Here is a 26580-nt window from a genome sequence, read left to right on the forward strand (position 1 = left end):
TAGTGGGCGCTTTGTCGTAGCGTTATAACTGATTGACAAAATAGTCGAAAATCCCCTGTTCTTCTTTGATGCTGTCGAAGGTTAACTCAGGGTGCCATTGGATAGCGAGGATGCGTTCTTGTTTGTTTTCCAAAGCCTCAATCACCCCGTCTGGAGCTGTAGCTGCGACAGTGAAGGCGGGAGCGACTTCGTGGATGGTTTGATGATGAAAAGAGTTCACTTGGTAAGGTTGGTTCGTGGGAAGAATTTGAGCCAGTAAACTGTCTTTTTCAATTTCCACGGGATGACTTGGTAGTCGAAAAGGCGTGGGCACCTGCACATGTTTCAAGCTGGGATTTGGCCGCAAACTCAAATCTTGATATAAGCTACCTCCCAAGGCGACATTCAGCAGCTGCATTCCTCGACAGATTCCGAGGATGGGCTTCCCTTGCGCTCGGGCTTCTTTGATTAAAGCTAGTTCAAAGCGATCGCGTTCAGGCTGCGTGCCGCCAAGAGTTTGATGTGGCAACTCTCCATAAAAACGTGGATCCACATCCTGCCCTCCTGTCAACAGAAGTTTGTCTATCTGCTGTACATACTGCTGGCAATCAGCTGGCTTGCTAATAGGCAATAAGAGGGGAAGGCCACCAGCTTGTTGGCAACCAGAGACAAAGTTTTTCGGCGTATAGCTAACCCAGTGACTATCGCTGTCGATAATCGTGGTTTCATTCGCACAAATTCCGATAACGGGTTTCATGACGGCACCTGCTTTCTGAGGACTAAGGAGTTAAAGGAGAAGTGAGGTTAATCGACTTTATTTTTCCCGGATAACTTCGACTTTGTAGCCATCAGGATCGCTGATGAAATAATAGGAAGGAGCTGTTCCTGGTAAGCCTTTTAGGTCAGTAACAGGAAAACCGGCTGCTTGGTGGCTAGCATGGAGAGCTTCCAGATCCTTCACAGCAATCGCGATGTGTCCGTAACCGTTCCCCAAATCATAGGCTTCGTGATCATAATTATAAGTTAATTCCAATTCGTAATCATCTTCAGGTAAAGTCAAATAAACCAAAGTGAATTTGTTTTCGGGAAAATCTCGTCGGGAACTTTCGACAAAGTCAAAAGCGGTTTGGTAAAAGTCTAATGAAGCCTCTAAATCTTTGACGCGAACACAAGTATGAGCCATTTTCATAGTAATCTTCCTTTCTTAGATGCCGGCCGTGAGTGATTCGTTGGATTGGCTAGCTAGTTATTAAATGGACGGAAAATTCCGTTACTTTCATCTTAACATAGGGGCCAACTGCTGATAAGTAATCAGCTTTATCTTGTATCTACCGTGACAATTGGGTAAAATTAAACAAATGGGGTAGAGGAGTTGTTGGCGGATGGTCCCGACTTTTGGGGAAAAAATAGCAGGGAAACCTTATACTGCACGATATGGGGCATACGTGGTAATACCACGACCGGAAGATAATCGCTTGGTCTTAGTCCAAGCTCCCAATGGCGCGTATTTTTTGCCGGGAGGAGAGATTGAGAAAGGGGAAGACCATCGGATGGCAATCGATCGGGAAATGCTAGAAGAAGTTGGCTTTGAAGTAACCATCGGGGAGTATTTTGGGGAAGCGGTAGAATATTTTTACTCCCGCCATCGGAATACCTGGTATGAACATCCTGGTTATTTTTATGAAGTGACTCGTTTTGTCAAGGTTGCTGAACCGACGGAAACTACCAACGTGATTGAATGGCACACACCAGCTGAAGCGCTAAGCTTGTTGAAACGAGGCAGTCATCGGTGGGCGGTGTCCCAGTGGTTGGCTAAACAGGCGCAGGGGTGACCTTTTTTAGCTGCTGACCTTTGTGATTTTAAACGCTAAAAGACCTTTTTACCGTAGCCTTATCCTGTGGAGGAGAGGCGTTGGCAAAAAGGTCTTTTTTATAGAGTGAGGGATTATAAAATTTTCACAAGCGAAAAATCCCTCCTCCCAAGTCGCAGGAGAGTTGGCTTCACGAACGCAGCAGCTACCCCATATAGTTGACTAAGTAAAAGCTACTAAGTTCACACCTAGTAGCTGCGAAATAAAGGCGAAACCGATTCATAAGAACATCATGAGTCGATTTCGCCTTTATTCGTGAGCGCTGAAGGGGGGGCGTTGCGATTTTTATTAGTGGATATAGGATTAGAGAACGTATTTTTCCACGACCAACGCGACGCCATCCTCATCATTGGACGCGGTGGTGACATCGGCGGCTTTTTTGACTTCTGGAATAGCGTTTTCCATGGCAACACCGATTCCGGCGTAGTCGATCATGGTCAGGTCGTTTTCGTTGTCGCCAATCGCCATGACTTCATCGGCGGTCATGTGCAAATGGCTGGCTAGTTGTGACAATGCCACCCCTTTGCTAGCACCAGGATGGAGAATCTCCAGGTAAAAGGGGGCGCTTTTTACGACCGTGTAGCGTTCTCTGAAATCGTCGGGGATTTTAGCGATGGCTGCATCCAAAATCGCCGGTTCATCGATCATCATCATCTTGATCATGGGAACTGGATACTGGACCATTTCGTCGGCTGTGCGGTAGTTGATCGGCATGTGTACCAACCAAGATTCGTGGACAGTATAGGGGCTGATATCGCGATTGGCAGTGTAAATCGCATCAGTCGAGGATACATGGAGATGGACCCCCAGCTTTTGCGCCATGGCGTTGACATCGATGTAATCTGCCGGCTTTAAATCAGCAGAGAAAATCACATCTTTTGTGCCGACATTTTGAACCATTGAGCCATTGTAAGTGATGACGTAATCCTCATCACTTACTAGCCCAAGCTCTTTTAATTCCGGTTCGACACCGGGGATGGGACGGCCAGTGCACAAGACGATTTTGACGCCTTTGTCACGGGCAGCAGCCAAAGTATTTTTGACCCGTTCAGTGAGTTGGCGTTGAGAGTTGACCAGGGTGCCGTCGATATCGATGGCAATCATGCGAATAGACATAGTTGTAATTGCTCCTTTTCATCCTAGAGAGGTAGTTAGATCAATGCGCCATTGTGAATATGGGCAGCAAATTCTTGGTAGGTCTCGCTAAATAAATCATAATTGGCAGAGCTGTCCCGGTCAATCATTTCTTTAGGAAAATAGAAACGGTGATCGACGGTGATTTCCCCAGCTATGGCCGCCACTAGTTGGCTGACTTGGGAGAGTTCTATCAAAGTGCCATCATTTTGCTGCAGCTCGATTTGCGTACGATGGACACCAGATTTTGGTCGGTAAAAATCATAAGGCAAGTCATAGCTGGAATTGATGGCAGTATAGTAAGTAGGATCAAAGCCTGCTTTTTCCACTAAAAGCTTCAGTTCCTCAATCAAAGGCAGCTGCCGATCTTCATCAAAAGTGGCAGATTTCAACGGTTTGCGGTGGAGCCAGCGTTTCGCCAAGTCGCTTAACAGGCGGTCGCTTTCTTCCGCCCATTGAATGAAGTAAGTGGTTAACACGCCATCATCCAACTTTAAGTAGTCTGCTAAGGTAAATTGCCCACGTAAAAAGGGGACCAAAAGCTGGGAATGCAGCGCAAAAATCTCAGGGGTTTCTTGGTAGAGTTCGTGGGCGCGATCCAAAAGATGCTCCAACATGACTTCCATGCTACGGGAAACTTTGTGGAAATAGACTTGAACATACATTTGATAGCGACTAACGATATAGTCCTCCACTGCATGCATGCCACTATATGAAAAGGCGATTCCTCCTTCATAGGGGCGAATTACCCGCAAGATTCGGGTGAGGTCAAAGGTGCCATATTCTGTCCCAGTAAAATAAGCATCTCGCAAAAGATAATCCATCCGGTCGGCATCAATCTGGCTGGAAATCATCTGGACTACTTGTGGATTGGGGTATTCGTGGGTGATGACACTGGCCACTTTTTCCGGAAAACCAGCTTCCACTTGGTTGAGAATCTGAAAAATTTCGGTTTCAGGGGAAGTGATGATTTCTACGGTGATTGCTTCATGATCGGTAGCAAAAATATGCTCAAACGTGTGGGAGAAAGGGCCGTGACCCAAATCGTGCAACAAAGCCGCACATAAGGCGACAAGACGTTCGTTTTCGTCCCAGCCCCCCCGTCCGATTTTTTCGATGGAGAAGTTACGAGCAAAGATATCACAGATGCGACGAGTGATTTCATAGACACCTAGGGAATGGGCAAAGCGGGTGTGCTCGGCGCCGTGAAAGGTGTAAGAGGTGGTTCCTAGTTGCTTGATGCGACGCAGGCGTTGAAATTCTTTGGCATTGATCAAATCCAATATTACTTGATGTTGCACGTGGATATAATTGTGAACAGGATCACGAAAGACTTTTTCAATAGGTAGTAACTGCTCTTTATACATGGTCATCATGGATCAACTCCTTTATTTCTTGGTTGCGGTTTAGCATGCTAGTGATTCGTCGCTGGTAGCTGTCAGCTAGTTCTTCGTGGGTAGCTAACCACTGATCGCTTGCCAGTGGGAGAGCTTGAGGCGCGTAGGCGGTGGCAAAGCGGGCTTGACAGTCGTGAATCGTCAACTCCTGACCTAGCTCCCGGGTCAGAGTAGTCATACTATCTGGATTAACTGGTGGGTAGCCAGCAGTGCCAAACCCTTCCGCTAGTCCGGCTTGATAGAAGTGACGCACGATTTGGCCCCGGCTTTGCTGATCTCCTGAGACACTGAGATACATCATCACAGCGACCCCTTGTTTTAGGCGACGTTGTGCGATGCCGGCGATTTTGCGACCATTGACACTCAAGTCGTATTCACCAGGACAATATGAGTCGGCCACTTCGCCAGTGGTGATGGTGAGTTCTGGAAAAGCTTGTTGGGTCAACTGATACATGGCATCGTAGGCCGCATCTGTGCTAAGTTTTTTTTCAGTAAGGGGCAAAAATAAGGTGATATTCAAGACGCCTTCATCGCAAATCACCCCGAGGCCCCCGGAGTTACGCACCACTACTTGCAGCTGTTGGTTGGTTAAAGTGGCTAGTGCTGCCGAGAGATGAGGCACCCTTGTATCTTTCATACCTAGGATCATGGTAGGTGTCAGTTGCCAAAAATGAAGCAAAGACTGGCCGGTTAGACTGGTATATTCGGTGAGGACATCCGTCAAAGCAAAGGGCAGAACCTGTTGCTCTGGCGGATAAACAACCTGATTCAAAATCAGCGACGGTTGCATAAAAAAACTCCTTTAATAGTTAATGTCACATACATTATATACGAAAACCTCGGAATAAATAACTTCAAAGGTTTTAAAGGAGCGATTTGTTGACAAATGCAGGAAATCTGTTGACAATTAAAGCAAATTCAATTGCCCATCCTAAGGCTAGCTGTGTCTGTTGTAGCAAGTTTCCTTACATAAAAGCCTGCTGGGTGGCAAGTAAATCAGAGGAAGGAAGTTTTTTGAAAATGGCGATTAAAAATGGCACCCCCGTCTCCATCAACTTACAAACAAAGGTCACTCAACAAGGGCAAACACAAGATTTCTTTTTTGATATTGAGGGACAGATTGTCACGATTGGCGATACGTTATACATCCGCTATGAAGAATTGCAAGAAAATGGCGAAAGCATCCCGGTGACTATTAAAATCATGCCGGATGGGGGAGTCCAATTGACTCGTTCGGGAGAAATGCGCTTGAAGTTGAAATTTGTTTATCGGGAGACGGTCAAAACCAGTTACCGAACGCCTTATGGAGAGATGATTTTTGGTACCTATACCCGCAATCTTCATGTGAGTTTGAAGGATCGACCGACTTCAGGAAAGATTTTGATCGAGTATGATTTGTTTATGGCAGATGAGTTGGTGGGCAATTATTTGATTGACTTGGCGTTTACTGCTTGATTTTTGTTAAATAAAATTGATTTTTCCACAGCATTTTTGTATGATAAAGCGTAGACTGTGAAAGGACGTGTCCTAATTTGGAAATTAAAGTATTTGAAGGGCTAAACAAGAACGAGCTGTCCATGATCGAGGTTGCCCATGCAATCTTAGAACAAAAAGGCGACGTGATGGATTTTTCGGATTTGGTCAACCAAATTCAAAACTATCTTGGTAAAACTGACAGCGAGATTCGGGACTCATTGGCGCAATTTTATACTGACTTGAACATCGACGGCAGTTTCATCTCTCTTGGTGAAAACCGCTGGGGATTGCGTTCTTGGTATGCCATCGACTCCATCGACGAAGAGTTGAACTCAGGGCTTGAAGAAGACGAAGAAGAAACTCCTAAAAAACGCAAACGCAAACGGGTCAATGCCTTCATCAATGGCGACGACGATGCGATTGATTACAACGATGATGATCCGGAAGACACTGATTTGGTGGATGACGACGAAGACGATAAAGAATTGTATGATGATGACGATGACGATGATGAAGAAATCGCTGAGTACAACTCTGATTTACAAGAAATCGGCGCTGACGAACCCACTGATGACGAAGAAGAAGTCCCTGGTGGCATTGAAGAAGATTTGTCGATTATCGATGACGATGATGTAGATGATGACTTTGATGATGAGGAAGACGAAGAAAAATAGTCCAATAGCCATAAAAAAGGAAGCCGATGTCGGCTTCCTTTTTTGTAGATTAAGGTACGATAAATTTTAAGCGATGGGAAATCCTATTTTCCCAAGGGGTATCGAGAGTTCCATGCCGTTTGTTCGATGGCACAAAAATGGTGACATTTGGCGACCTAGGAACTGAAATAGCTGTAGCTGGAACGGAAAATACCAAGGGTAAACCGACTCAAAATAAAGAAAATCTGTGTCGCTTCCGCCTTTCATGTAAGTAAGAGCAGCAGATGATAAAAATAGTGGGGAGTGAGGAAGGTGTTAGTACCAATTAATCAATTAGGCTTAACTCAAATATATTTAAATCAAGAAAAAGTTGAGAAAAATCGGCAACTGCTTCAACAAGAGGGCTATAAAAATTATCCACCAATTGCTGTTTATGAAATTTTTCCGGGGAAACTGCATATTATTGATGGTCACACCCGTTCGTTTTTATTACAGCAAGCTGGTGTGAAAGAGATTGAGGTAGCATTTCTTCCTACTGCTGAAATCGAAAATCCTGTGATGCGTCCTTTTTACGAAACTTGTGTCAAATGGTGTGCAACAGCCGGCGTGGAGACTATCGATGATTTAGCAAGGAAGATTATCTCTGCCGATGAATTTCTGATAGCCTGGATTACCCGCTGCCAACAAAAAATAGATTTAATCGAAAGGTGTGTAGCAGACCCCTTACTTAATAAACAGTGTCAACTCATTGAATTATCTGGAGTAGAGGCTTTGGCCCTCGATCAAAAAGGGCAAGTGATAACTGAGGGAAGGCTCTGATCAACTTCAGTCGAAACCGGTGCAAGATAAAGAATAGCCTGTGGTGGTTCTGCCATCGTTCTCGATTGCAAAACAAGTTTATTCCACCTTTCTAAAAGGCAAAGGTTCATTTTTGCCTTTTAGAAAAGTCGGACGAGTTTTTGAAACGAGAACAAATCCAAGAATAACAAAACGAGCCACCTCCAATTGGAAGTGGCTCGTTTCTCCTTTTGATTATCTGGCAAATTTCCAGTATAATCAATTCTGTTGCTAATAACGCGTCCTGAGGGAATCGAACCCCCGTCTCAAGAACCGGAATCTTACGTGATATCCACTACACTAAGGACGCGGAACATTTAATAGTGTAACCAATAATTCATAAAAAGACAAGAGGAAATTTCATGAAATTTCAACAAAATTTTTCCCAAGCCCAAAAACAAACGCAAAAACTGGCTTTAACTCAGAAATTGCAACAGTCAATTCAAGTTTTGCAATACTCAGTGGAGGAGCTGTCAGCGTTTGTCGATAGCGAGGCCTTGGATAATCCACTAATTGAAGTGATCGAACCCAATTATACGTTGCAATACAATAAACCAATGTCTGGTAGTGGCACTGAAGTCAATTATTTGAGTCAGATACCGGATAACCGGTTGTCGTTGTTTGAACATTTATTAGATCAGATTCATTTAAATTATCGGGATACTTATCTCCGGACGTTGGTCTTGTTTTTAGTTGAATACATTGATTTAAATGGTTTCTTGAAGATTACCTTAGAGAATGCTTGTGAAGAATCGGGGGCTTCCCCAATTCAGATGTTGGATGCCTTGACCTTGATTCAACAACTCGATCCGCCGGGAGTCGGGGCACGCAACTTGCAAGAATGCCTGATGTTGCAGACGGAAAGAGACGACCGGGCACCAGCCATCGCCTATTTAGTTTTGGAGGAGCATTTTGAAGAGCTGGTGGCGCGGAAATGGCCGGAGATTGCAAAAGCCCTAGCTGTTCCGGTGACGGAAATTCAACAAGTCTTTGATTATATCCAAACCCTAACCCCGACACCAGGAGCAAGCTTTGGTTCCACGGAGGGTTTATACATTATTCCAGATGTCCTGGTCAAAATCGACGGTGAGGAGATTCAAGTGGTCTCCAATCGGCGGGGGATGCCGGAAGTTAAGTTTCAACAGAGTTACTTTGAACAGATGGCTCAAAGTCAAGATCCAGAAGTTCTGAAATACCTAGAAGGAAAAAAACAAGACTTCCAATGGTTACAAAAGACGATTCACCAACGAGGAGATACTATTTTACGAGTGGCTCAAGCAATCATCACCCATCAACGAGACTTTTTTTTACATGAGCAACGACCGTTGAAGCCTTTGATTCTCAAAACAATTGCCGATGAGCTAGAGGTTCATGAATCGACTGTGAGTCGCGCTGTCAGTGGCAAGTATATGGAAACTAGTTTCGGTGTTTTTGAACTAAAAAGTTTCTTTAGTCAAAAAGTTGGTGGGCAAAACGGTGAAGGAGAAGATATTTCCGCAGATACCATCAAACAACGTCTACAAGAGTTGATTGCGTCGGAAAACAAAAATAAACCTCTTTCAGACCAGAAGTTAGTCGATTTATTGAAAGCCGAATCATTGGCACTCTCAAGACGGACGGTGGCTAAGTACCGGGAAGCGTTAGGAATCCCTAGCTCAGCCAAAAGAAAACGATTTGATTAAACCTAGAGTTATTGAAAGCACAGGGAAAACTGCCTTGTGCTTTCATGTTATTCTTGATTTAACGCCATCTTTGGCGGATAAAAATTGGTGTCTTTCAGTTGCACAATCCTTTAGAAAATGTTAGTATTGTTCTTGTGAGGTCGTTGAACTTTCAGCGTGTTTCATTTTTTTTAGACTAGATGGGTCGATTTAAGTCTATGTTGGACAAAAAGTGTCCATCGGAGGGGTGCTACGTGCTAGATGAATTAAAATTGATCGAAGCAGTTGCGCCAGATATCTTGGCTGTTTTGCAAGAACGATTTAAGATTTTGCAAAATATCTATTGGATGCAACCCATTGGTCGTCGTAATTTGGCGGAAAGCTTAGCCTTGACCGAGCGGGTGTTACGTTCAGAGACTGACACCTTAAAAAAGTTGCAATTGATTAATGCTGACAAAAGTGGGATGACCTTGACCGCAAAGGGTGAAGAAGTCTACAACAGTCTTGGCAAAATCATGGATCAACTGTTTGGGATGCATCAGCTTGAAAAGAAACTAGCTGAACATTTTGGCATTTCTCGCTGCTTGATTTCGGTGGGAAATAGCGATCGACAACAAAAAATCGTGGCCGAACTCGGCGATTGTCTAAACGAATCATTGGACTTATTGCTCCCAGAAGGTAATAATATAATTGCGGTCATGGGGGGTACTTCCATGGCAGCGGTGGCGGAACGCTTAACCAATCTGGAAAGCGAAAAGCGCCACAACCTCTTTGTCCCAGCTCGTGGAGGGATTGGCGAAGCGGTCACTCTACAAGCCAATTCCGTGGCTTCAGTGATGGCGATGCGGACCAATGGGGACTATCGAGCGTTGTATGTGCCGGAACAACTCAGTGCCGCAACGTATCGGTCACTACTGGCTGAACCCTCCATTCAAGAAGTGCTGGATTTGATTAGCCATGCCAACTGTGTGATTCATAGTATCGGCCGGGCCCTGCATATGGCTGCTCGACGCAAGATGTCTGAAGCAGAAATAGTGATGCTTAAACAGCAAAATGCAGTGGCGGAATCTTTTGGTTATTTCTTCAATGAACAAGGAGAAGTGGTCCACAAAGTACCTCGAATCGGCATCGAATTGGCTGAGCTCCGGAAAGTCCCAGTGATTTTGGCTGTGGCTGGCGGCAAAAGCAAAGCCAAAGCTATCGGAGCTTATATGAAAAATGCTCCAAAACAAACGTGGCTCATCACCGATGAAGCTGCAGCAAACGAGATTTTAAAAGGGGCAACCCTTTAAAATAAAAACTTTTTTGATTTTCATAAGGAGGAAATCTCAAATGACAGTTAAAGTAGGTATTAATGGTTTCGGACGTATTGGACGCTTGGCATTCCGCCGTATCCAAGATGTGGATGGAATCGAAGTAGTAGCAATCAACGACTTGACAGACGCAAAAATGTTGGCTGACTTGTTGAAATACGATTCAACTCAAGGTCGTTTCAACGGTACTGTAGAAGTTAACGAAGGTTCTTTCACTGTAAACGGCAACGAAATCAAAGTTTTGGCTAACCGTAACCCTGAAGAATTACCATGGGGCGAACTTGGCGTAGATATCGTTTTGGAATGTACTGGCTTCTTCACTACTAAAGAAAAAGCTGAATTGCATTTGAAAGCTGGCGCTAAACGCGTTGTTATCTCAGCTCCAGGTAGTGCTGACGTACCAACAATCGTTTACAACGTTAACCATGAAATCTTGACTGGTGACGAAACAGTTATCTCTGGTGCTTCTTGTACAACTAACTGTCTTGCTCCTATGGCTAAAGTTTTGAACGACCAATTTGGTATCGTTGAAGGCTTGATGACAACTATCCACGCTTACACTGGCGACCAAAACACTTTGGATGCACCACATCCTAAGGGTGACATGCGTCGTGCCCGTGCTGCAGCAATCAACATCGTACCTAACACAACTGGTGCTGCTAAAGCTATCGGCCAAGTTATCCCTGAATTGAACGGCAAATTAGACGGTGCTGCTCAACGTGTTCCTGTACCAACTGGTTCATTGACTGAATTGGTTACTGTATTGGACAAACAAGTAACTGCTGACGAAGTAAATGCTGCTATGAAAGCTGCATCTAACGAATCTTACGGCTACAACGTTGACCCAATCGTTTCTTCTGATATCGTAGGCATGACTTACGGTTCATTGTTTGACGAAACTCAAACTAAAGTGATGACAGTTGGCGACAAACAATTGGTTAAAACCGTTGCTTGGTACGACAATGAAATGTCTTACACTGCTCAATTGATCCGTACTTTGGAATACTTCGCTAAATTGTAAGATTTCTTACAAGTCAAGCGTTCAATAGTATGAACTTGAAGCGGGGAAGCGCGTCGCTTCCCCGCTTTTTCCTTTGGTCATTTTCGACCATCACACAATGATAAGAATCGGAGGAATCCATCAACATGGCTAAAAAAACCATTGAAGATCTTGATTTAAAAGATAAAAAAGTCTTGGTCCGCGTTGACTTCAACGTGCCTTTGAAAGACGGCGTAATCGGCGATGATACTCGTATCAAAGCGGCTTTGCCTACAATCAAATACGTTTTGGACAACAACGGTAAAGCAATTTTGTTCTCTCACTTAGGTCGTGTAAAAACCGAAGAAGACAAAGCTGGCAAATCTTTGGCACCCGTCGCAAAACGCTTAGGCGAATTGTTGGGCAAAGAAGTCATTTTTGTTCCTGAAACTCGTGGCGCAGCTTTAGAAGCAGCGATTGCGGACATGAAAGATGGCGATGTGTTGTTGTTTGAAAACACTCGTTTTGAAGATGTCGACGGCAAAAAAGAAAGCAAAAACGATGAAGAATTAGGTAAATACTGGGCTTCTTTAGGTGATGTATTCGTTAACGATGCATTTGGTACGGCTCACCGGGCTCATGCTTCAAACGTTGGTATCGCTTCTACTGGGATCCCAACTGTTGCTGGCTTCTTGATGGAAAAAGAAATCAAGTTCATCGGTGAAGCGGTAGAAGATCCTAAACGACCAATGATCGCAATCTTAGGTGGCGCGAAAGTGTCTGATAAGATCGGCGTAATCAAAAACTTGATTCCAAAAGCTGACAAAATCTTGATCGGTGGCGGGATGACTTATACTTTCTATGCTGCAAAAGGCATGAAAATTGGTAAATCTTTAGTTGAAACCGACAAAATCGACTTGGCTAAAGAATTGATCGCTGAAGCTGGCGACAAACTTGTTTTGCCAATCGACAACATTTGTGCGGCTGAATTCTCTAACGATGTACCAACAGAAACCATCGAAGGCGAAATCGAAGGCGACGTAATGGCTTTGGATATCGGTCCAGCATCTGTTGCTTTGTTTGCTGAAACTTTGGCTGGTGCGAAAACAGTCGTTTGGAACGGACCAATGGGTGTGTTTGAAATGTCTAACTTCGCAAATGGTACTATCGGTGTTTGTGAAGCTATCGCAAACCTTGAGGGTGCGACTACAATCATCGGTGGTGGGGACTCTGCGGCAGCTGCTGAACAATTAGGCTTTGCTGACAAATTCACCCACATTTCTACTGGTGGTGGCGCTTCTCTTGAATTGCTTGAAGGCAAAACTTTACCAGGTTTGGCTGCAATTAACGACAAATAATTGAGATAGCTAGCTGAGTCAGTAGCCTTGCTACTGGCTTGGCGGTGTGTCTTTAAAAAAGCTTTGAACTAGTATCATTGCTAGTCAAAACAGACTAATCAAAGGAGTTTTTAACATGCGTAAACCAATCATCGCCGGTAACTGGAAGATGAACAAAACCTTGCCAGAAGCAAAAGCTTTTGTCTTGGCAGTCAAAGATGCGATCCCTTCAAAAGATGTTGTGGATTCTGTCATTGGCGCGCCAGCATTATTGTTAGCCCCAATGAACTGCAAACGTCAAGGTTCAGAATTGCAATTGTCTGCTCAAAACTGTTTCTGGGAAAACGCGGGTGCTTTCACTGGTGAAACTTCTCCAGCAGCTTTGTCAGATATGGGAATCGAATACGTGATCATCGGTCATTCCGAACGTCGCGAATACTTCCACGAAACAGACGAAGAAATCAACAAAAAAGCCAAAGCAATCTTTGCAAATGGCATGACCCCAATCTTGTGCTGTGGCGAAACATTAGAAACTTATGAAGCTGGCAAAACAGCTGAATGGATTGAAACACAAATCACTGCTGGGTTGAAAGACTTAACAGCTGGTCAAGTTTCTAGCATGGTTATTGCTTACGAACCAATCTGGGCTATCGGTACTGGTAAATCAGCAGATGCCAACATCGCTGACGAAATCTGTGGCGTAGTTCGGAAAACCGTTGAAAAATTGTACGACAACGAAGTAGCTGAAAGCGTACGGATTCAATACGGTGGTTCTGTGAAACCAGAAAACATTGCTGAATACATGGCAAAAGAAAACGTTGACGGTGCTCTTGTGGGCGGCGCTAGCTTGGAAGCAGATTCATTCTTGGCTTTATTGAAAGCTGTTAAATAATCTGAATTTCTTATGAGAAATGCCACTTTTAATTTGATAAATACTGGTATTTTCACTAAAATTGTTCATAGAGGCGCAATCAAGCCTTTTAGAAAAACAACTCAAAGGAGAGACAAAACATGTCAATTATTACTGATGTTTATGCACGCGAAGTTCTAGATTCCCGTGGTAACCCAACAATCGAAGTCGAAGTTTACACTGAATCAGGTGCTTTCGGCCGTGGGATGGTTCCTTCTGGTGCCTCTACAGGTGAATACGAAGCAGTTGAATTGCGTGACGGCGATAAAGCACGTTACGGCGGCAAAGGTGTTCAAAAAGCTGTCGACAACGTAAACAACATCATCGCTGAAGCTATCATTGGCTACGATGTCCGTGACCAAATGGCTATCGACCAAGCAATGATCGCTTTGGATGGCACTCCTAACAAAGGCAAATTGGGCGCTAACGCAATCTTAGGTGTTTCTATCGCTGTTGCTCGTGCGGCTGCTGACTACTTGGAAATTCCTTTGTACCACTACTTAGGCGGCTTCAATACTAAAGTTTTGCCTACTCCAATGATGAACATCATCAACGGTGGTTCTCACTCAGATGCTCCAATCGCTTTCCAAGAATTCATGATCTTACCAGTTGGCGCGAAAACATTCAAAGAAGGCTTGCGCATGGGTGCTGAAGTCTTCCACGCATTGAAATCATTGTTGTCAGCTCGTGGCTTAGAAACTTCTGTTGGTGACGAAGGTGGTTTCGCTCCTCGTTTTGAAGGAACTGAAGATGCTGTTGAAACAATCGTAGCTGCAGTTGAAAAAGCTGGTTACAAGATCGGCGACGACGTACGTCTTGGTTTTGACTGTGCTGCTTCTGAATTCTACGAAGATGGCGTTTACGACTACACTAAATTCGAAGGCGAAGGCGCTGCAAAACGTACTTCTGACGAACAAGTAGCTTACTTGCAAGAACTAGTTGAAAAATATCCATTCATCATCACTATTGAAGATGGTATGGACGAAAACGACTGGGATGGTTGGAAGAAACTTACTGAAGCTCTTGGCGACAAAGTTCAATTGGTTGGTGACGATTTGTTCGTTACAAACACTGAAAAATTGTCTAAAGGGATCGAAATGGGCGTTGGTAACTCAATCTTAATCAAAGTCAACCAAATCGGTACTTTGACTGAAACTTTCAACGCTATTGAAATGGCGAAAGAAGCTGGCTACACTGCCGTTGTTTCCCACCGTTCTGGTGAAACAGAAGATTCTACAATCTCTGATATCGCTGTTGCAACTAACGCTGGCCAAATCAAGACTGGTTCATTGTCTCGTACTGACCGTATCGCGAAATACAACCAATTACTTCGCATTGAAGACCAATTGGGTGACGTTGCTGAATACAAAGGCGTTAACTCTTTCTACAACTTGAAAAATAAATAAGCTAAGACGCTTGTTTACTTGATTGAAAAAAGCCTGTGAGGAGAAATCCTTGCAGGCTTTTTTGTTGTGTTCTAGTTGCAATAGTTGCATATATGCCGATTCTAACGGTAGTGTTTTTTTGAGAAATGGTAAGTGGAGAAGGCGTAGAAGAATTTTTGTTGGAGTGAAGGGTTAGAAATGTTCTAAAAAAACTATTTCGATGGGGTGATTCCTTTGCTTAAACTTTATGAAAAAGACTTAAACGTATATTTTGCTGAATAGTAGTAAATTTGATACTTTAGTAGTAGAAGCCTTATTTGATGTCACTTGTTAAAGAAAGGAGGGATTAGATGGTTGATAAGTATGAGCAATGGGAAGAAGAAGCGGATAAACGAACACAAAAATCCATTGAATTAGAAAAACGTTTATTAGCTTTTCAAGAACAATATGAAGGTGGAAATTTAACTGAAGAAGAGTATCAGTTGCGGGTGAATCAGGAGAAAGATTTTATGGAACCACAAGAAAATTGGGAGCCTATCGAACCCATTGAACCAGTTCCTGACCAAGTTACCGAAGCAGCTATCGAATCTTTGCGAGATGAAACAACAGAGTAGTTCCAGGTGTTTTATTGCAAATCATCTGGGATTAAGGGATGGAGAAAATAAAGTAATTATTTGTTAAATGAACGTCTGTATGGGAGCCTGTGAGGAGAAATCCTTGCAGGCTTTTTTTGGTTTTTCAGGGTGAGCTGGGCGGTAGTGTGGTTTGTCTGTTTTCGAGGAAGAGCGTTTCGAAAACTCGGTGACTAGTTGGGGAGCAAATGTGCTTGGACACTGTGCCCTTTCAAAACGGTTTTCAGGGTGATTTTAGCGCTAGAGTGGCTTGTCTGTTTTCGAGGAATGTCATCTCGAGAATTATAGTTTACAATAATCTGAAAATTTTAAAAATATTTTCATGACAAAGAAATGATTGTGTAGTACCATATTAGCAATAGACGGGAGGGAATCACATGGTAGATATCAAGTGGGATGAGTTGGGGTTTTCATATATTAAGACGCCGTATCGTTTTATTGCTCATTGGAAAAATGGCGCTTGGGACGAAGGGGAATTGATTGAAGATAATATTTTGCATATTCACGAAGGCTCACCGGCGTTGCATTATGGCCAACAATGTTTTGAAGGGTTGAAAGCCTATCGTCGTAAAGATGGTCAGATCAATTTGTTTCGCCCGGATCAAAACAGTCAACGAATGAACCGTAGCGCGCGGCGTTTGCTGATGCCGATGGTGCCAGAGGAATTGTTTTTAAAAGGGATTCATGAAACGGTCAAGGCCAATGAAGCCTATGTTCCTCCTTATGGTAGTGGAGCGACGTTGTATTTGCGGCCACTATTGATAGGCGTCGGGGAAAATATCGGAGTACACCCAGCTTCGGAATACATTTTCTTGGTCTTTTGTACACCAGTGGGGGCTTATTTCAAAGGTGGTTTGGCACCTACGAATTTTATCGTCTCGGAATACGATCGAGCGGCACCTCAGGGAACCGGGGCAGCCAAAGTTGGCGGAAATTATGCAGCTAGCTTGTTGCCAGGAGCAGAAGCCCAAGAAGGAAATTTTTCTGATTGTATCTATTTAGATCCGGAAACCCATACCAAGATTGAAGAAGTAGGTTCGGCAAACTTCTTCGGAATCACTGCCGCTAATGAATTTATTACTCCGAAGTCGCCCTCGATTTTGCCAAGTATCACGAAGTTTTCCCTCCTGTATTTGGCAGAGAATCGTTTGGGAATGAAAGTCCTTGAAGGGGATTGTCCGATTGCTGATCTTAATCGTTTTACTGAAGCCGGTGCTTGTGGTACAGCAGCGGTAATCAGTCCTATCGGCGGGATTCAGTATGGGGATACCTTCCATGTTTTTTATTCGGAAACCGAAGTTGGACCGGTAACGCATCGACTCTATGATGAATTGACTGGGATTCAATTTGGTGATATTGCGGCACCACCGGGATGGATTCAGACGGTGACGCCATAAAACAGAATGAAGAAGTAAAAAAAGTGCTCATCCAACTGACGGGCACTTTTTTATTGGGAGACAGAAAGCTACAAATGTAGATGGCTTTCTGTCCGAGGACGTCTTTTGGGAAGATGTGTCAGGTGTAAAGACAGAGCACTATCGCTTTCTGACCCCAAAAAAACTTATCAAATCATTTTTTATCAGCACAAGGACTTTATTTCTTCGCTAATAACTCGCTTAAAGTCGGCATATCGTGGACGTGATAACGCTCGCTAAAGGCACTGATTTCTGCAGCGGTAAATTTGGCAGGATCCAGTTGCAAGGCCTCGACTGGTAATGGATCTTCATTTTTGATTTTAACTTCGATAACCACTGGACGATCCACTGTTTTTGCCGCAGCTTCAAACGCAGGACGTAACTCAGCCATAGTTCTGACGGTAAATCCTTGAGCTCCTAAGGCTTCAGAGGCTTTACCAAAATCGGCATCTGCCAAATCGACACCAAACAAGGCGGTATTAGTGGTTTCTTGCTCTGCTTGGATAAACCCAAAGCTATCGTTGGTCAAGACGACATTGATGATTGGTAAATGATATTTCACTTGGGTAATGATATCTGAGAGGTTCATTGCATAGCCACCATCTCCAGAAAAAGTGAACACTTGCTTCTGAGGAAAACTTAGCTGGGCAGCAATTCCTCCAGGTACACCGTAACCCATAGTCGCAAACCAACCGGAAGTTGTGAAGGCTTGTTGACCATTCAACTCCAAATGACGGACAGAGTGGGTGGTGACATTACCGACATCTACCACAAAGAGGGCATCTTCTTTTGCGATCCGGTTGACCTCTGCATAAACCGGTTCGGGGCGTAAACCAATCCCTTCGTCAAACGTATCAAAACTGTGGCGCCAAGCATGCCAGTTTTTGATGTTTTCTTGATTAGCTGTTAGCCAGTCATCTTTTGGACGAGGTTCGCCCAGGGCCACTAAGCGCTGCAAAGCTTCGCCGCCGTCGCCGAGAATTGCCACATCGACTTTATGGCGCCGACCAAATTTAGAAGCATCAATATCAATTTGAATAAACTTGGCCTCGGGATTTACGACATTTTGCGTGAAGGGCATATCGGTACCTACATAGACGACTAAATCCGCACTAGCAGCGGCTTCATTGGCAGGTTTGGTGGCAACTCTGGCAGAGGAGCCAAGATAATTCTCATAGCGATCGGGCACAATACCTTTTGCCAACACAGCGTTGATGATAGGCATACTGAAATGCTCAGAAAAAGCTTTAATTTCTGCAAAATGCCCCCGTAATCCTTGTCCGATAAATAAGATGGGGCGTTGGGCAGCTTTGATTAGCGGTAAAGCTTTTTGCAACTGTGTTTCATCCAATTGCGGCAAACTTGTTTGCCGCATTTCCGCTGTAGTTTGGTAATTATCAGCGATTTCTGCAAAACCTAGATCGACTGGAATGGTGACCACGGCAACACCTGAATGTTGATAGGCAGCTTTGATGGCTTCTTCCACCACATGGGGGAGACTTTCGGCGGTCATCACGGTGCGATTGTAGACACTGACATCGGCGAAGAGGGGATTTTCGTTAAGCTCTTGGAAAGCATGATAGTTCATCGAAGTAGTGGCCACTTGTCCTAGCAATGCCAAAACGGGGACGTGATCCATTTGCGCATCGTATAAGCCATTGATGAGATGAGTCGCTCCCGGACCTGCCGAACCAAAAACAGCACCAATTTTGCCAGTGAGTTTCGCATCTGCAGCAGCAGCTAGAGCACCAGCTTCTTCGTGGCGCACCTGGATGTATTGAATGTGTTCTTGTTCTTTGTACAAAGCGTCCATCGTCGAGTTAAAGGACCCGCCAGGAATACCGTATATATGATCGATTCCCCAAGCTTCCATTACCTTCAACATTGCAACACCTGCATGGATTGTTGACATAACGTTCACTTCTTTCAAAGTATTTTAAAAAACTCATTACTTCTTAATTGTAAGACCTTCGATAGAAAACTTCAAAATATTGGTTTCCAGCAAAAATTTCGACATTAAATCCGTCTGAAAGCTTAAGTCCTTGTAAAATCAGTGGCTTTTATTTTTGTGTCGCAAAAAAAGCATGATACACTTGAAAAGAATTGGCTTGAGACAAAATCTTTGGTGAGAGAAAGGAAATCTCTCTAACTGAGCTAAGGTATATAAACAACAAGAAGCTGCTGGAAAGTCAGTTGCAATGAAAGATAGGATGAAAGATTATGTGGAAATGGTTCGTGCTAATTATCATGGTGATGGTGATTATCAGTGGGATTGGCTGGCTCTATTTGAAGCGCTGGGTTAAGTTTTTCGTTGACGGGGCGGTCCAAAGAAGTAATCAGTGGTTTGCCACAGAGGGGGCGGCTTTAATCAACCCTGGTTGGGAAAGGCGAACTAGCGAACATCAGGCCAGTCACGCGGATTTTTGGCTTCAGGAACACACGTGGCGGATTGAAACGCCAGATCGGCTAACCCTCGTGGCAGCGGCTTTTGTCCAGAAAACGGCTAGTCCCTCATGGGTGATTGCCCTTCACGGTTATCGTAGTACTGGTTTTCAAGACATGGCGGATGTGGCTCAGCATTATTATGAAGAAGGCTACAATGTCCTAGTCCCAGATTTACGGGGCCACGGTCGGAGTCAAGGCGAAATTATCGGAATGGGTTGGTTGGATCGTTTGGATTTAGTCCAGTGGATTGAGCAAATTTGTCAGCGAGAGCCCCAAGCCCAGATTATTTTACACGGTTGTTCCATCGGTGGTGCGGCAGCCTTGATGGCCAGTGGGGAAAAACTGCCGGATAACGTCAAACTGATTATTTCTGATAGTGCTTATACTTCAGTTTATAGTGAATTTAAATGGTTGTTGCGAAAATACACCAAATACCCAGTGAATCGCTTTATGGTACTGGCCAACCGGTATGCCCGTCGCAAAATCGGTTATTCTCTAATCCAAGCCTCTGTCACCCGGCAGCTGGGTAGCAATCATTTGCCGATTTTGTTGCTCCACGGCGAGGAAGATCGCTTTATTGCGGCAAAAGAAATGGAGACGTTATTACGAGCGACAGCGGGTCCCAAAGAATGCCGACTATTTGAGGGCTGCGGTCATTTGGAAGCCAAAGAAAAGGCAGCCAGCCTGTATTGGCAGACGGTAATAGCTTTTATCGAAAAATATGGGTTAGACTAATTTTTTCGACAATGAACGCTGACTTGTTTTTTACGAAACAATAAACGTGAAGTGCTTTAGGTTCTAAGGGGGGGTGACTTTGCTTAAGGTACAATTACTTGTGTGATTTATTGACCCCTGATAAACTAAGAGTAAACCAACAGGCTTGAGGTCGGCATTTAGTGTCGCTCCTTTGATTCACCAGTGGGACAAAGAAACGACCAATAGCAGGTCCCGTAAACCTTGGTTACATACCAAAAGGAGGAAGTATTGTGGAAGGAAATAAGATTGGCGGAAAATTAACAACCGAAGAAGAGTTATTAGCAAAGGGCTACCGGAAGTATACCGGTGAAACCATCGATATTTATTATAATAAGGACATTTGCGCCCATGTCGGCAACTGCGTGCGGGGCAATTCAGCCGTCTTTGAAGTAGGACGCAGACCTTGGATCATTCCGGACAATGGTACTGCCGAAAATGATGCCCAAGTAATCAACACTTGTCCGACGGGTGCCTTAAAATTTGTTCGCAAATAATTCTGAGACGAACGATGTCTGGCCTTAGGAACGGCTTGCTTAGAATTAAAACGATTGAGTAGAAAGTAGGAATCAGCTATGGAAATCAAAGAAGAACAAAATCGTTTTGCTTTGTACAATGATACAGGAGAAGAAATCGGTGAAATGACTTGGTCCAATGCAGGAGATGAAATGATCATTATCGATCATACTTTCGTTGATCCAGCTTATCGTGGCCATAGTTACGCGGAACAATTGGTAGCAGCTGGTGTAGAAAAAGCCCGTCGCGACCATTTGAAAATTATTCCATTGTGTCCCTTCGCCAAAAAAGAATTCGCCGAAAAAAGTGAGTATCAAGATGTCTTGCGCAAGTAAAATTTTATAAAACATTTTCGTGGGAGCCTGTGTCGACAGGCTCCTTTTTTAGTATCAAAGTGTAGGCCACTCAAAAGATGACTATCAAAGGAAGTTCGGCTTTTCTGAATGCATTTTTCGATTAGTTGTGGGATTGATGATAGCCAAACGACATGGGATATGATAAAGTATACTAGAGTGATTTTGCAATGAAGGGAGCTAAAGCTGAATGTATGAATTTTTATTGGCAGTGACCATTATTTTATCGGTGGTGATCATCATCGCTATCATGATGCAACCAAGTAAACAAAATAGTGCAGCCAGTGCTTTTTCCGGCGGGGCTGGAGAATTGTTTGGTAAGCAAAAAGCTCGCGGGTTTGAAGCCGTGATGCAGCGTGCTACCGCAATCATGGGCGCAATATGGATGATCTTGCTGTTCGTCTTAGCCTATATGTCATCAAAATAAGACCAAGCTACCGTGACTTCGCCATGTGGAGGTCACGGTTTTTTAATAGATTAAGGTATGTTTGGCTTCAGAAACTAGTCCTCTTCGGAATGAAAGAATGTCTCTAGCTTTTCTAATAGGCTAGTTATCAGTGGACAAGCTTGTTTTTAACTAAAGACTTTAGTAAAGATGCAGGTGCAGTGGCTTAGCCTTTTTGCCGATATTTCTGTTTGAATATGGTAGAATGAAAGGTGCGAGGTGATGAAAAAAATGCAACGAAAACCTAGTCTTCCCAGACCTTTTTATGTGAAAAAAAGTCGTCGGGGAATTTTGCTTTTACATGCTTACTCAGGAAGCCCCAATGATGTGCGCATGCTTTGTCGTTTGTTAGAAAAGCATCAGTACACGGTCTCAGCGCCGATGTTAACCGGTCACGGGACGATGGAACCTTTGGAAATTGTGCAAGTATCGGTGCAGCAGTGGCGGGAAGATGTCAGCGATGCGTTAGCTACATTGGCACAGGATTGTGATGAAGTGGCGGTATTTGGCTTGTCCATGGGTGGAATTTTAGCGATGGACGCGTTGGCTCAAGCAACTCTACCTTTGCTTGGCGGAGGGGTATTCTGCTCGCCCTTGTTTAAAAATGAAAACAATGTCCCCGAAAATTTCTTGAAATACGCCCAACAAGTATATCAAGTGGCAGAGCTCCCAACCGAGGAGAGGCAACAACGGTTAACGAAAGTAAAAGAGCTTCAGCAACAACAGATGCAAGGGATAGAAGAATTAGGTGCCGAAGTGGCGACGAAATTGCAACAGTTGCGTGTGCCAGTTTACATTGCTCAAGGAGGAAAAGATGAGCTGATTTCAGCTGCCACCGCTTTTCAAACCCTTGAAGCCTTACAGCAAACAGATGTTAGTTTTCATTGGTTTGCCGAAAGTGGCCACGTCATCACTGTCGATCCTGTTCATCAACAATTTGAGCAAACTGTGCTGAACTTTATTGAAAATTTACCTTGGAATGAGGAAAAATAGTGAAGGAAAATCTAAAAGAAAAAATTAGGCACTATCTCCAGGAACAAACTAAAAAGAGTTTTTCCGTGGAAGAGGTAGCAGCCGGTCTAGGCTTACAAAAAAGTGCGGATTTCAAAGCCTTGGTCCAAACTGTCGCAGCGATGGAACGAGAAGGTAGTTTGCTTTTTACCAAAAAAGGAAAACTGAAATTACCAGAACCACAAGTGCTGTTGGAAGGTACCTTTCGCGCCAATGAGCGGGGCTTTGGCTTTGTTCATTACGATGAGGAAGAAGAAGATATCTATATTCCCAAAGGTGCTACCGGCTATGCCATGGACGGAGATACGGTAGCGGTGGACATCACTGCAGCGGCGAACCTTTTTGCTGAAAAAGGTCCAGAAGGGCAAGTGGTGGAAATCCTTAAACGAGGAGTTACCCAGATTGTTGGGGAATTTAGTGTATTTTCGGAAGAAGAAATCGCGGAAACGGATTTATATGGTGTGGTAAAACCAAAGGATAAAAAGCAAGCGGAACTCCAAGTCATGATTGCAGCAGAGGGAATCCGCCCAGTAGATGGAGCCATCGTGTTGGTGGAAATTACCCATTATCCTGAAAAAGGTTATGCCACCAGTTTGGAAGGTTTAGTGAAGTCGGTTTTAGGGCATAAAAATGATCCAGGGATGGATATCTTGGCCATCGTGGTGGCTCATGGAATTCCAGTGGAGTTTCCACCAGCTGTTTTGCAGCAGGCAGATCAAGTCCCTGATAGCATTGATCCAGCGGACTTTCCAGAGCGCCGTGACTTACGGAATCAACAAATCGTCACCATTGATGGAGAAGACGCTAAGGATTTGGATGATGCGGTCGCCGTTCGCAAACTGGCCAATGGCAACTTTTTCTTAGGCGTCCATATTGCCGATGTTTCTTATTATGTCACCGAAGATAGTCCGTTAGATGGTGAAGCCTTTGAGCGAGGGACGAGTGTTTATTTGACAGATCGGGTGATTCCCATGATTCCTCAGCGGCTGTCTAATGGCATCTGTTCGTTAAATCCCCATGTTCCTCGGTTGACTATGAGTTGCGAGATGGAAATCGATGGACAAGGAAACGTGGTCGCTCACGATATTTTTGCTAGCCTTATCCAAACGACGGAGCGCATGACGTATACTGCGGTGAATCAAATTTTAGAAGAGCAAAACCCCGCCACGATGGAACGCTACCGTGACTTAGTACCGATGTTTCAATCAATGGCAGAACTGCATCAGATTTTAGAAACAAAGCGTATCCGGCGAGGAGCCGTTTCTTTCGAAGATCGCGAAGCCAAAGTAGTGGTGGATGAAGAAGGCCACCCTCAAGACATTCTGTTGCGAGAACGGGGGTTGGGGGAACGTTTGATTGAATCCTTTATGCTAGCTGCTAATGAAACGGTGGCAGAACATTTCAATCGTCAGCACCTCCCTTTTATCTACCGAATCCATGAAGAACCGAAAGAAGATAAACTCCGGCGTTTCTTTGATTTTGCTTCGACGTTAGGGCTCGTCGTCAAGACCACTAAAGGCAGCATTACTCCGAAAGATTTGCAAAAAATCGTAGAAGATGTGGCGACTAAACCAGAATCTTTTGTGGTGAATAAAATGTTGCTGCGATCCATGCAACAAGCCAAATACTCTGAAGAAAACTTGGGACATTATGGCTTAGCTGCAGATTATTACACTCATTTTACGTCACCGATTCGTCGTTACCCGGATTTGATCGTCCATCGCCTGATTCGCTCGTATTCCGAAGATAAAAGTCTAGCCCGACAACAAGCTTGGGCAGCAAAATTGCCAGAAATTGCGGTTCAAGCTTCACAAATGGAGCGGCGAGCGGTGGATTGTGAACGGGAAGTGGATGCCATGAAGAAAGCCGAATACATGGCTCAACACGTGGGAGAAGAGTTTGATGGGGTGGTTAGCTCCGTCGTCAAATTTGGCTTGTTTATCGAATTACCCAACACCATCGAAGGCTTGATTCACATCAACGCTTTGAAGCAAGATTATTTCCATTTTATGGAAACACAATTGGTTTTGGTAGGGGAACGCACGGGACTGACCTTTAAGATTGGTCAAAAAGTTCGGGTCAAAGTCGTCAAGGCTGACCCGGTTACCAATGACATTGATTTTGAGTTGGTGACAGCCGAAGAAGTTACCCCAGTCCAACGTCCGCAAGCCAATCGTAAACGACGCCGTAAAAATGAAAAACAACAGCGGCAACAAAACAACGGTAAAAAAGCCGAACAGTCTGCTAAAGCAAAAGCCAGCAATAAATCCGGTAATCAAAATAACCGGGGAGCTAAAAAAAGCAATGAGGCTCGTAAAAAAGCCAATAAAGGCCGCAAAAACAAGAAACCATTTTATAAAGGAATCAAAAAAGGCCATAAATAAGAAGTAATGGCGCTAACGTAAATGAACCTTCGTTGCGATTGGCGCCATGGAGTAGGAGGAATCCCGATGCCAAAAGGCGAAGGCAAACTAATTGCCCAAAATAAAAAAGCCCGGCACGATTACACGATTGTCGATACCATCGAGGCCGGCATCGTCTTGCAAGGAACCGAAATCAAATCCATTCGCAATAGTCGCATCAACTTGAAAGATGGTTTTGTCCGGATTCGCAATGGCGAGGCGTATCTTTACAATGTCCATATCAGTCCCTACGAACAAGGGAATATTTTTAACCACGATCCCCTGCGGACCCGCAAACTGTTGTTGCATCGCAAGCAGATTGATCGTCTCTATGGCGAAATGAAACAAGCCTCAATGACGGTGGTCCCTTTGAAAGTCTATTTAAAAGATGGCTATGCCAAGGTTTTAATCGGCTTGGCTCAAGGGAAAAAGCAATACGACAAACGAGAAACCTTGAAACGAAAAGACCAAGAACGGCAGATTTCTCGGGCCTTGAAAAATCGTTAATAATACTTATCAGAAAGTTTTATCGATAGAATTTTCTAATAAAAGGAAAGATCTGTCGAAAACAGCGCTTAAATTAAGTTAAAAACGAATTTTTCCTCATGAAATACTCATAAAAAATCCACGACATTTGAGGGATATTACTTTATTAAAATCGCCCTTTTTGGTAGCATTTAGTCAATTGGAGGTGGTTTTTCCAACGATGAAGGCCCTACCAAAAAAGTTGGATTTCTCAGTAGTTTTCAAGGGATTTTAGAGAAAACTCGGCAAAATAGTGACTTTGTCTAATTTTCGTGAAAATACTTTGAAATTTTCTTTTCATGGTGGTATGATTCCATTGGTTATCCGCCTTAAAGCATTTTGGCATTATTCATTACCAAAAGAGATTGAGGAAAATTGCAGGAAAAGAGGTGAGGAATTTGGAAGAAAAATCCTGGATGTTCCACATAGGTCCAGTCTGGTTTGATGGAACGGTCGTGTCAATGACGTTATTGTCGTGTGTTATCGTATTTGCTTTTGTCTTCTTTTGTACACGGAATTTACAATTGCGGCCAAAAGGAAAGCAAAATGTGATTGAATGGTTAATCGATTTTGTACGGGGCATCTTGAAAGACAATCTTTCAACTAAAGAAGTCAACAATTTTCATTTGATGTCGGTAACGTTGTTTTTGTTTATCTTTGTTGCCAACGAAATCGGGCTGATCACTAAGCTGGCAATCGATCGAGGGGGGCAAGAATTTTCCTTTTGGAAGAGTCCCACAGCTGATCCGATTGTGACCATGTCATTAGCCATGATGATGATCGTCATCACTCATTTCTTCGGAGTTCAAAAATTTGGATTTCGTGGTTACATCAAAAACTCCTTCTTGGAGCCGGTATCCTTCTTGTTACCGATCAAGATTATCGAAGAGTTTACCAATGTAATCACCTTGGGCTTACGTCTCTATGGGAACATCTATGCCGGTGAAGTCTTATTGGGATTGATCGTCTCAATGGCAAACAGTTTGGGCTGGTGGTCATTGCCAATCGTCATGCCACTGGAGATGATTTGGATTGGGTTCTCACTGTTTATTGGTGCAATCCAAGCTTATGTATTCGTCACTTTGTCGATGGTATTTATGAGCCACAAGGTGGAATCAGAACACTAATGCGTTACAACACAAAAATGTTTA

At 43.9% G+C, this 26580-nt stretch carries 26 protein-coding genes and 1 tRNA gene; 20 read left to right on the forward strand and 7 right to left on the reverse strand.

Annotation, left to right across the window (positions count from 1 at the left end):
- Nucleotides 1–22: 22 nt before the first annotated feature.
- Both ACO03U_RS01185 and gloA read right to left on the reverse strand, forming a co-directional pair.
- A complete protein-coding gene (locus ACO03U_RS01185) occupies nucleotides 23–736 on the reverse strand; it encodes a gamma-glutamyl-gamma-aminobutyrate hydrolase family protein (RefSeq protein WP_204684712.1) in 714 nt (237 codons plus the stop codon).
- 57 nt (nucleotides 737–793) lie between these two features.
- On the reverse strand, nucleotides 794–1168 hold the full coding sequence (gene gloA / locus ACO03U_RS01190) for a lactoylglutathione lyase (protein WP_161869485.1): 375 nt from the start codon (nucleotides 1166–1168) through the stop codon (nucleotides 794–796).
- 193 nt (nucleotides 1169–1361) lie between these two features.
- Between gloA and ACO03U_RS01195 the strand changes: the two genes are divergently transcribed.
- Nucleotides 1362–1811, forward strand: a complete 450-nt coding sequence (locus ACO03U_RS01195) for an NUDIX hydrolase (protein ID WP_161869484.1) — start codon at nucleotides 1362–1364, stop codon at nucleotides 1809–1811.
- Between the two features lie 342 nt (nucleotides 1812–2153).
- Here the strand turns inward: ACO03U_RS01195 and yidA are convergent, their stop codons facing one another.
- From yidA to ACO03U_RS01210, 3 genes are read right to left on the reverse strand one after another with little or no spacing between them, the layout of a single operon-like run.
- Nucleotides 2154–2966: a sugar-phosphatase gene (gene yidA, locus ACO03U_RS01200; protein ID WP_204684711.1), complete on the reverse strand. Its 813-nt coding sequence runs from the start codon at nucleotides 2964–2966 to the stop codon at nucleotides 2154–2156.
- Nucleotides 2967–3001: 35 nt separating this feature from the next.
- On the reverse strand, nucleotides 3002–4360 hold the full coding sequence (locus tag ACO03U_RS01205; protein WP_204684710.1) for an HD domain-containing protein: 1359 nt from the start codon (nucleotides 4358–4360) through the stop codon (nucleotides 3002–3004).
- Nucleotides 4344–5171, reverse strand: a complete 828-nt coding sequence (locus ACO03U_RS01210; protein ID WP_204684709.1) for a lipoate--protein ligase family protein — start codon at nucleotides 5169–5171, stop codon at nucleotides 4344–4346. The genes ACO03U_RS01205 and ACO03U_RS01210 overlap by 17 nt, the downstream gene beginning before the upstream one ends.
- A gap of 230 nt (nucleotides 5172–5401) precedes the next feature.
- Here ACO03U_RS01210 and ACO03U_RS01215 point away from each other — a divergent pair, with 230 nt between their 5' ends.
- The 3 genes from ACO03U_RS01215 (at nucleotide 5402) to ACO03U_RS01225 (ending at nucleotide 7329) form a co-directional block, all read left to right on the forward strand.
- Nucleotides 5402–5836: a YwiB family protein gene (locus tag ACO03U_RS01215; protein ID WP_204684708.1), complete on the forward strand. Its 435-nt coding sequence runs from the start codon at nucleotides 5402–5404 to the stop codon at nucleotides 5834–5836.
- A gap of 77 nt (nucleotides 5837–5913) precedes the next feature.
- The gene (rpoE, locus tag ACO03U_RS01220) at nucleotides 5914–6531 is read left to right on the forward strand and encodes a DNA-directed RNA polymerase subunit delta (protein ID WP_161869480.1); all 618 of its coding nucleotides are present in this window, start codon (nucleotides 5914–5916) and stop codon (nucleotides 6529–6531) included.
- Between the two features lie 291 nt (nucleotides 6532–6822).
- The gene (locus ACO03U_RS01225; RefSeq protein ID WP_204684707.1) at nucleotides 6823–7329 is read left to right on the forward strand and encodes a hypothetical protein; all 507 of its coding nucleotides are present in this window, start codon (nucleotides 6823–6825) and stop codon (nucleotides 7327–7329) included.
- A 256-nt stretch (nucleotides 7330–7585) separates the two neighbouring features.
- Here ACO03U_RS01225 and ACO03U_RS01230 read toward each other — a convergent pair.
- A tRNA-Arg gene (locus ACO03U_RS01230) sits at nucleotides 7586–7657 on the reverse strand.
- Nucleotides 7658–7709: 52 nt separating this feature from the next.
- Between ACO03U_RS01230 and rpoN the strand changes: the two genes are divergently transcribed.
- The 8 genes from rpoN to ACO03U_RS01270 all read left to right on the forward strand — a co-directional run bounded on the left by rpoN (nucleotide 7710) and on the right by ACO03U_RS01270 (nucleotide 16961).
- Nucleotides 7710–9029, forward strand: a complete 1320-nt coding sequence (gene rpoN / locus ACO03U_RS01235; RefSeq protein ID WP_204684705.1) for an RNA polymerase factor sigma-54 — start codon at nucleotides 7710–7712, stop codon at nucleotides 9027–9029.
- A gap of 179 nt (nucleotides 9030–9208) precedes the next feature.
- A complete protein-coding gene (locus tag ACO03U_RS01240) occupies nucleotides 9209–10300 on the forward strand; it encodes a sugar-binding transcriptional regulator (protein ID WP_204684703.1) in 1092 nt (363 codons plus the stop codon).
- Between the two features lie 40 nt (nucleotides 10301–10340).
- Nucleotides 10341–11342 carry a type I glyceraldehyde-3-phosphate dehydrogenase gene (gene gap, locus ACO03U_RS01245; RefSeq protein WP_161870062.1) on the forward strand — a complete coding sequence of 334 codons (1002 nt, stop codon included), beginning with the start codon at nucleotides 10341–10343 and terminating at the stop codon, nucleotides 11340–11342.
- Between the two features lie 125 nt (nucleotides 11343–11467).
- On the forward strand, nucleotides 11468–12658 hold the full coding sequence (locus ACO03U_RS01250; RefSeq protein WP_161870061.1) for a phosphoglycerate kinase: 1191 nt from the start codon (nucleotides 11468–11470) through the stop codon (nucleotides 12656–12658).
- A 115-nt stretch (nucleotides 12659–12773) separates the two neighbouring features.
- Nucleotides 12774–13529, forward strand: coding sequence for a triose-phosphate isomerase (gene tpiA / locus ACO03U_RS01255; protein WP_161870060.1), 756 nt, complete (start codon nucleotides 12774–12776; stop codon nucleotides 13527–13529).
- A gap of 119 nt (nucleotides 13530–13648) precedes the next feature.
- Nucleotides 13649–14953 carry a phosphopyruvate hydratase gene (gene eno / locus ACO03U_RS01260; protein ID WP_161870059.1) on the forward strand — a complete coding sequence of 435 codons (1305 nt, stop codon included), beginning with the start codon at nucleotides 13649–13651 and terminating at the stop codon, nucleotides 14951–14953.
- Between the two features lie 329 nt (nucleotides 14954–15282).
- On the forward strand, nucleotides 15283–15546 hold the full coding sequence (locus ACO03U_RS01265; protein ID WP_161870058.1) for a hypothetical protein: 264 nt from the start codon (nucleotides 15283–15285) through the stop codon (nucleotides 15544–15546).
- A 395-nt stretch (nucleotides 15547–15941) separates the two neighbouring features.
- Complete coding sequence (locus tag ACO03U_RS01270) at nucleotides 15942–16961, forward strand: branched-chain amino acid aminotransferase (RefSeq protein ID WP_204684697.1); 1020 nt, start codon at nucleotides 15942–15944, stop codon at nucleotides 16959–16961.
- Between the two features lie 196 nt (nucleotides 16962–17157).
- On the opposite strand, the gene spxB is transcribed toward ACO03U_RS01270, so the two are convergent.
- Entirely contained in the window at nucleotides 17158–18891 is a 1734-nt protein-coding gene (spxB, locus tag ACO03U_RS01275; protein ID WP_204684696.1) for a pyruvate oxidase, read from the reverse strand.
- A gap of 308 nt (nucleotides 18892–19199) precedes the next feature.
- On the opposite strand from spxB, the gene ACO03U_RS01280 reads away from it, so the two are divergent.
- The 8 genes from ACO03U_RS01280 (at nucleotide 19200) to atpB (ending at nucleotide 26556) form a co-directional block, all read left to right on the forward strand.
- Nucleotides 19200–20159 (forward strand): alpha/beta hydrolase, encoded by a 960-nt coding sequence (locus ACO03U_RS01280; RefSeq protein ID WP_204684695.1) that lies wholly within the window; start codon nucleotides 19200–19202, stop codon nucleotides 20157–20159.
- A 251-nt stretch (nucleotides 20160–20410) separates the two neighbouring features.
- Nucleotides 20411–20674, forward strand: a complete 264-nt coding sequence (locus ACO03U_RS01285) for a (4Fe-4S)-binding protein (RefSeq protein WP_161869935.1) — start codon at nucleotides 20411–20413, stop codon at nucleotides 20672–20674.
- A 78-nt stretch (nucleotides 20675–20752) separates the two neighbouring features.
- The gene (locus ACO03U_RS01290) at nucleotides 20753–21028 is read left to right on the forward strand and encodes a GNAT family N-acetyltransferase (protein WP_204684694.1); all 276 of its coding nucleotides are present in this window, start codon (nucleotides 20753–20755) and stop codon (nucleotides 21026–21028) included.
- 208 nt (nucleotides 21029–21236) lie between these two features.
- Nucleotides 21237–21473 (forward strand): preprotein translocase subunit SecG, encoded by a 237-nt coding sequence (gene secG / locus ACO03U_RS01295; protein WP_161869647.1) that lies wholly within the window; start codon nucleotides 21237–21239, stop codon nucleotides 21471–21473.
- A gap of 240 nt (nucleotides 21474–21713) precedes the next feature.
- Nucleotides 21714–22484 (forward strand): alpha/beta hydrolase, encoded by a 771-nt coding sequence (locus tag ACO03U_RS01300; protein WP_423104380.1) that lies wholly within the window; start codon nucleotides 21714–21716, stop codon nucleotides 22482–22484.
- Nucleotides 22481–24886, forward strand: coding sequence for a ribonuclease R (rnr, locus tag ACO03U_RS01305; protein WP_204684973.1), 2406 nt, complete (start codon nucleotides 22481–22483; stop codon nucleotides 24884–24886). The genes ACO03U_RS01300 and rnr overlap by 4 nt, the downstream gene beginning before the upstream one ends.
- A 66-nt stretch (nucleotides 24887–24952) precedes the next feature.
- Nucleotides 24953–25411, forward strand: coding sequence for an SsrA-binding protein SmpB (gene smpB, locus ACO03U_RS01310; protein WP_161869645.1), 459 nt, complete (start codon nucleotides 24953–24955; stop codon nucleotides 25409–25411).
- A 416-nt stretch (nucleotides 25412–25827) separates the two neighbouring features.
- Nucleotides 25828–26556: a F0F1 ATP synthase subunit A gene (gene atpB / locus ACO03U_RS01315; protein ID WP_161869644.1), complete on the forward strand. Its 729-nt coding sequence runs from the start codon at nucleotides 25828–25830 to the stop codon at nucleotides 26554–26556.
- Nucleotides 26557–26580 lie beyond the last annotated feature (24 nt).

It is taken from the genome of Enterococcus diestrammenae, from assembly GCF_049384045.1.
Lineage (GTDB): Bacteria > Bacillota > Bacilli > Lactobacillales > Enterococcaceae > Enterococcus_C > Enterococcus_C diestrammenae.

Excerpts from the sequence above, each read along its gene's own strand:
- ACO03U_RS01185 (WP_204684712.1), bottom strand. The coding sequence starts at position 736 with ATGAAACCCGTTATCGGAATTTGTGCGAATGAAACCACGATTATCGAC.
- gloA (WP_161869485.1), bottom strand. The coding sequence starts at position 1,168 with ATGAAAATGGCTCATACTTGTGTTCGCGTCAAAGATTTAGAGGCTTCA.
- ACO03U_RS01195 (WP_161869484.1), top strand. The coding sequence starts at position 1,362 with ATGGTCCCGACTTTTGGGGAAAAAATAGCAGGGAAACCTTATACTGCA.
- yidA (WP_204684711.1), bottom strand. The coding sequence starts at position 2,966 with ATGTCTATTCGCATGATTGCCATCGATATCGACGGCACCCTGGTCAAC.
- ACO03U_RS01205 (WP_204684710.1), bottom strand. The coding sequence starts at position 4,360 with ATGATGACCATGTATAAAGAGCAGTTACTACCTATTGAAAAAGTCTTT.
- ACO03U_RS01210 (WP_204684709.1), bottom strand. The coding sequence starts at position 5,171 with ATGCAACCGTCGCTGATTTTGAATCAGGTTGTTTATCCGCCAGAGCAA.
- ACO03U_RS01215 (WP_204684708.1), top strand. The coding sequence starts at position 5,402 with ATGGCGATTAAAAATGGCACCCCCGTCTCCATCAACTTACAAACAAAG.
- rpoN (WP_204684705.1), top strand. The coding sequence starts at position 7,710 with ATGAAATTTCAACAAAATTTTTCCCAAGCCCAAAAACAAACGCAAAAA.
- ACO03U_RS01240 (WP_204684703.1), top strand. The coding sequence starts at position 9,209 with ATGGGTCGATTTAAGTCTATGTTGGACAAAAAGTGTCCATCGGAGGGG.
- gap (WP_161870062.1), top strand. The coding sequence starts at position 10,341 with ATGACAGTTAAAGTAGGTATTAATGGTTTCGGACGTATTGGACGCTTG.
- ACO03U_RS01250 (WP_161870061.1), top strand. The coding sequence starts at position 11,468 with ATGGCTAAAAAAACCATTGAAGATCTTGATTTAAAAGATAAAAAAGTC.
- tpiA (WP_161870060.1), top strand. The coding sequence starts at position 12,774 with ATGCGTAAACCAATCATCGCCGGTAACTGGAAGATGAACAAAACCTTG.
- eno (WP_161870059.1), top strand. The coding sequence starts at position 13,649 with ATGTCAATTATTACTGATGTTTATGCACGCGAAGTTCTAGATTCCCGT.
- ACO03U_RS01265 (WP_161870058.1), top strand. The coding sequence starts at position 15,283 with ATGGTTGATAAGTATGAGCAATGGGAAGAAGAAGCGGATAAACGAACA.
- ACO03U_RS01270 (WP_204684697.1), top strand. The coding sequence starts at position 15,942 with ATGGTAGATATCAAGTGGGATGAGTTGGGGTTTTCATATATTAAGACG.
- spxB (WP_204684696.1), bottom strand. The coding sequence starts at position 18,891 with ATGTCAACAATCCATGCAGGTGTTGCAATGTTGAAGGTAATGGAAGCT.
- ACO03U_RS01280 (WP_204684695.1), top strand. The coding sequence starts at position 19,200 with ATGTGGAAATGGTTCGTGCTAATTATCATGGTGATGGTGATTATCAGT.
- ACO03U_RS01290 (WP_204684694.1), top strand. The coding sequence starts at position 20,753 with ATGGAAATCAAAGAAGAACAAAATCGTTTTGCTTTGTACAATGATACA.
- secG (WP_161869647.1), top strand. The coding sequence starts at position 21,237 with ATGTATGAATTTTTATTGGCAGTGACCATTATTTTATCGGTGGTGATC.
- ACO03U_RS01300 (WP_423104380.1), top strand. The coding sequence starts at position 21,714 with ATGAAAAAAATGCAACGAAAACCTAGTCTTCCCAGACCTTTTTATGTG.
- smpB (WP_161869645.1), top strand. The coding sequence starts at position 24,953 with ATGCCAAAAGGCGAAGGCAAACTAATTGCCCAAAATAAAAAAGCCCGG.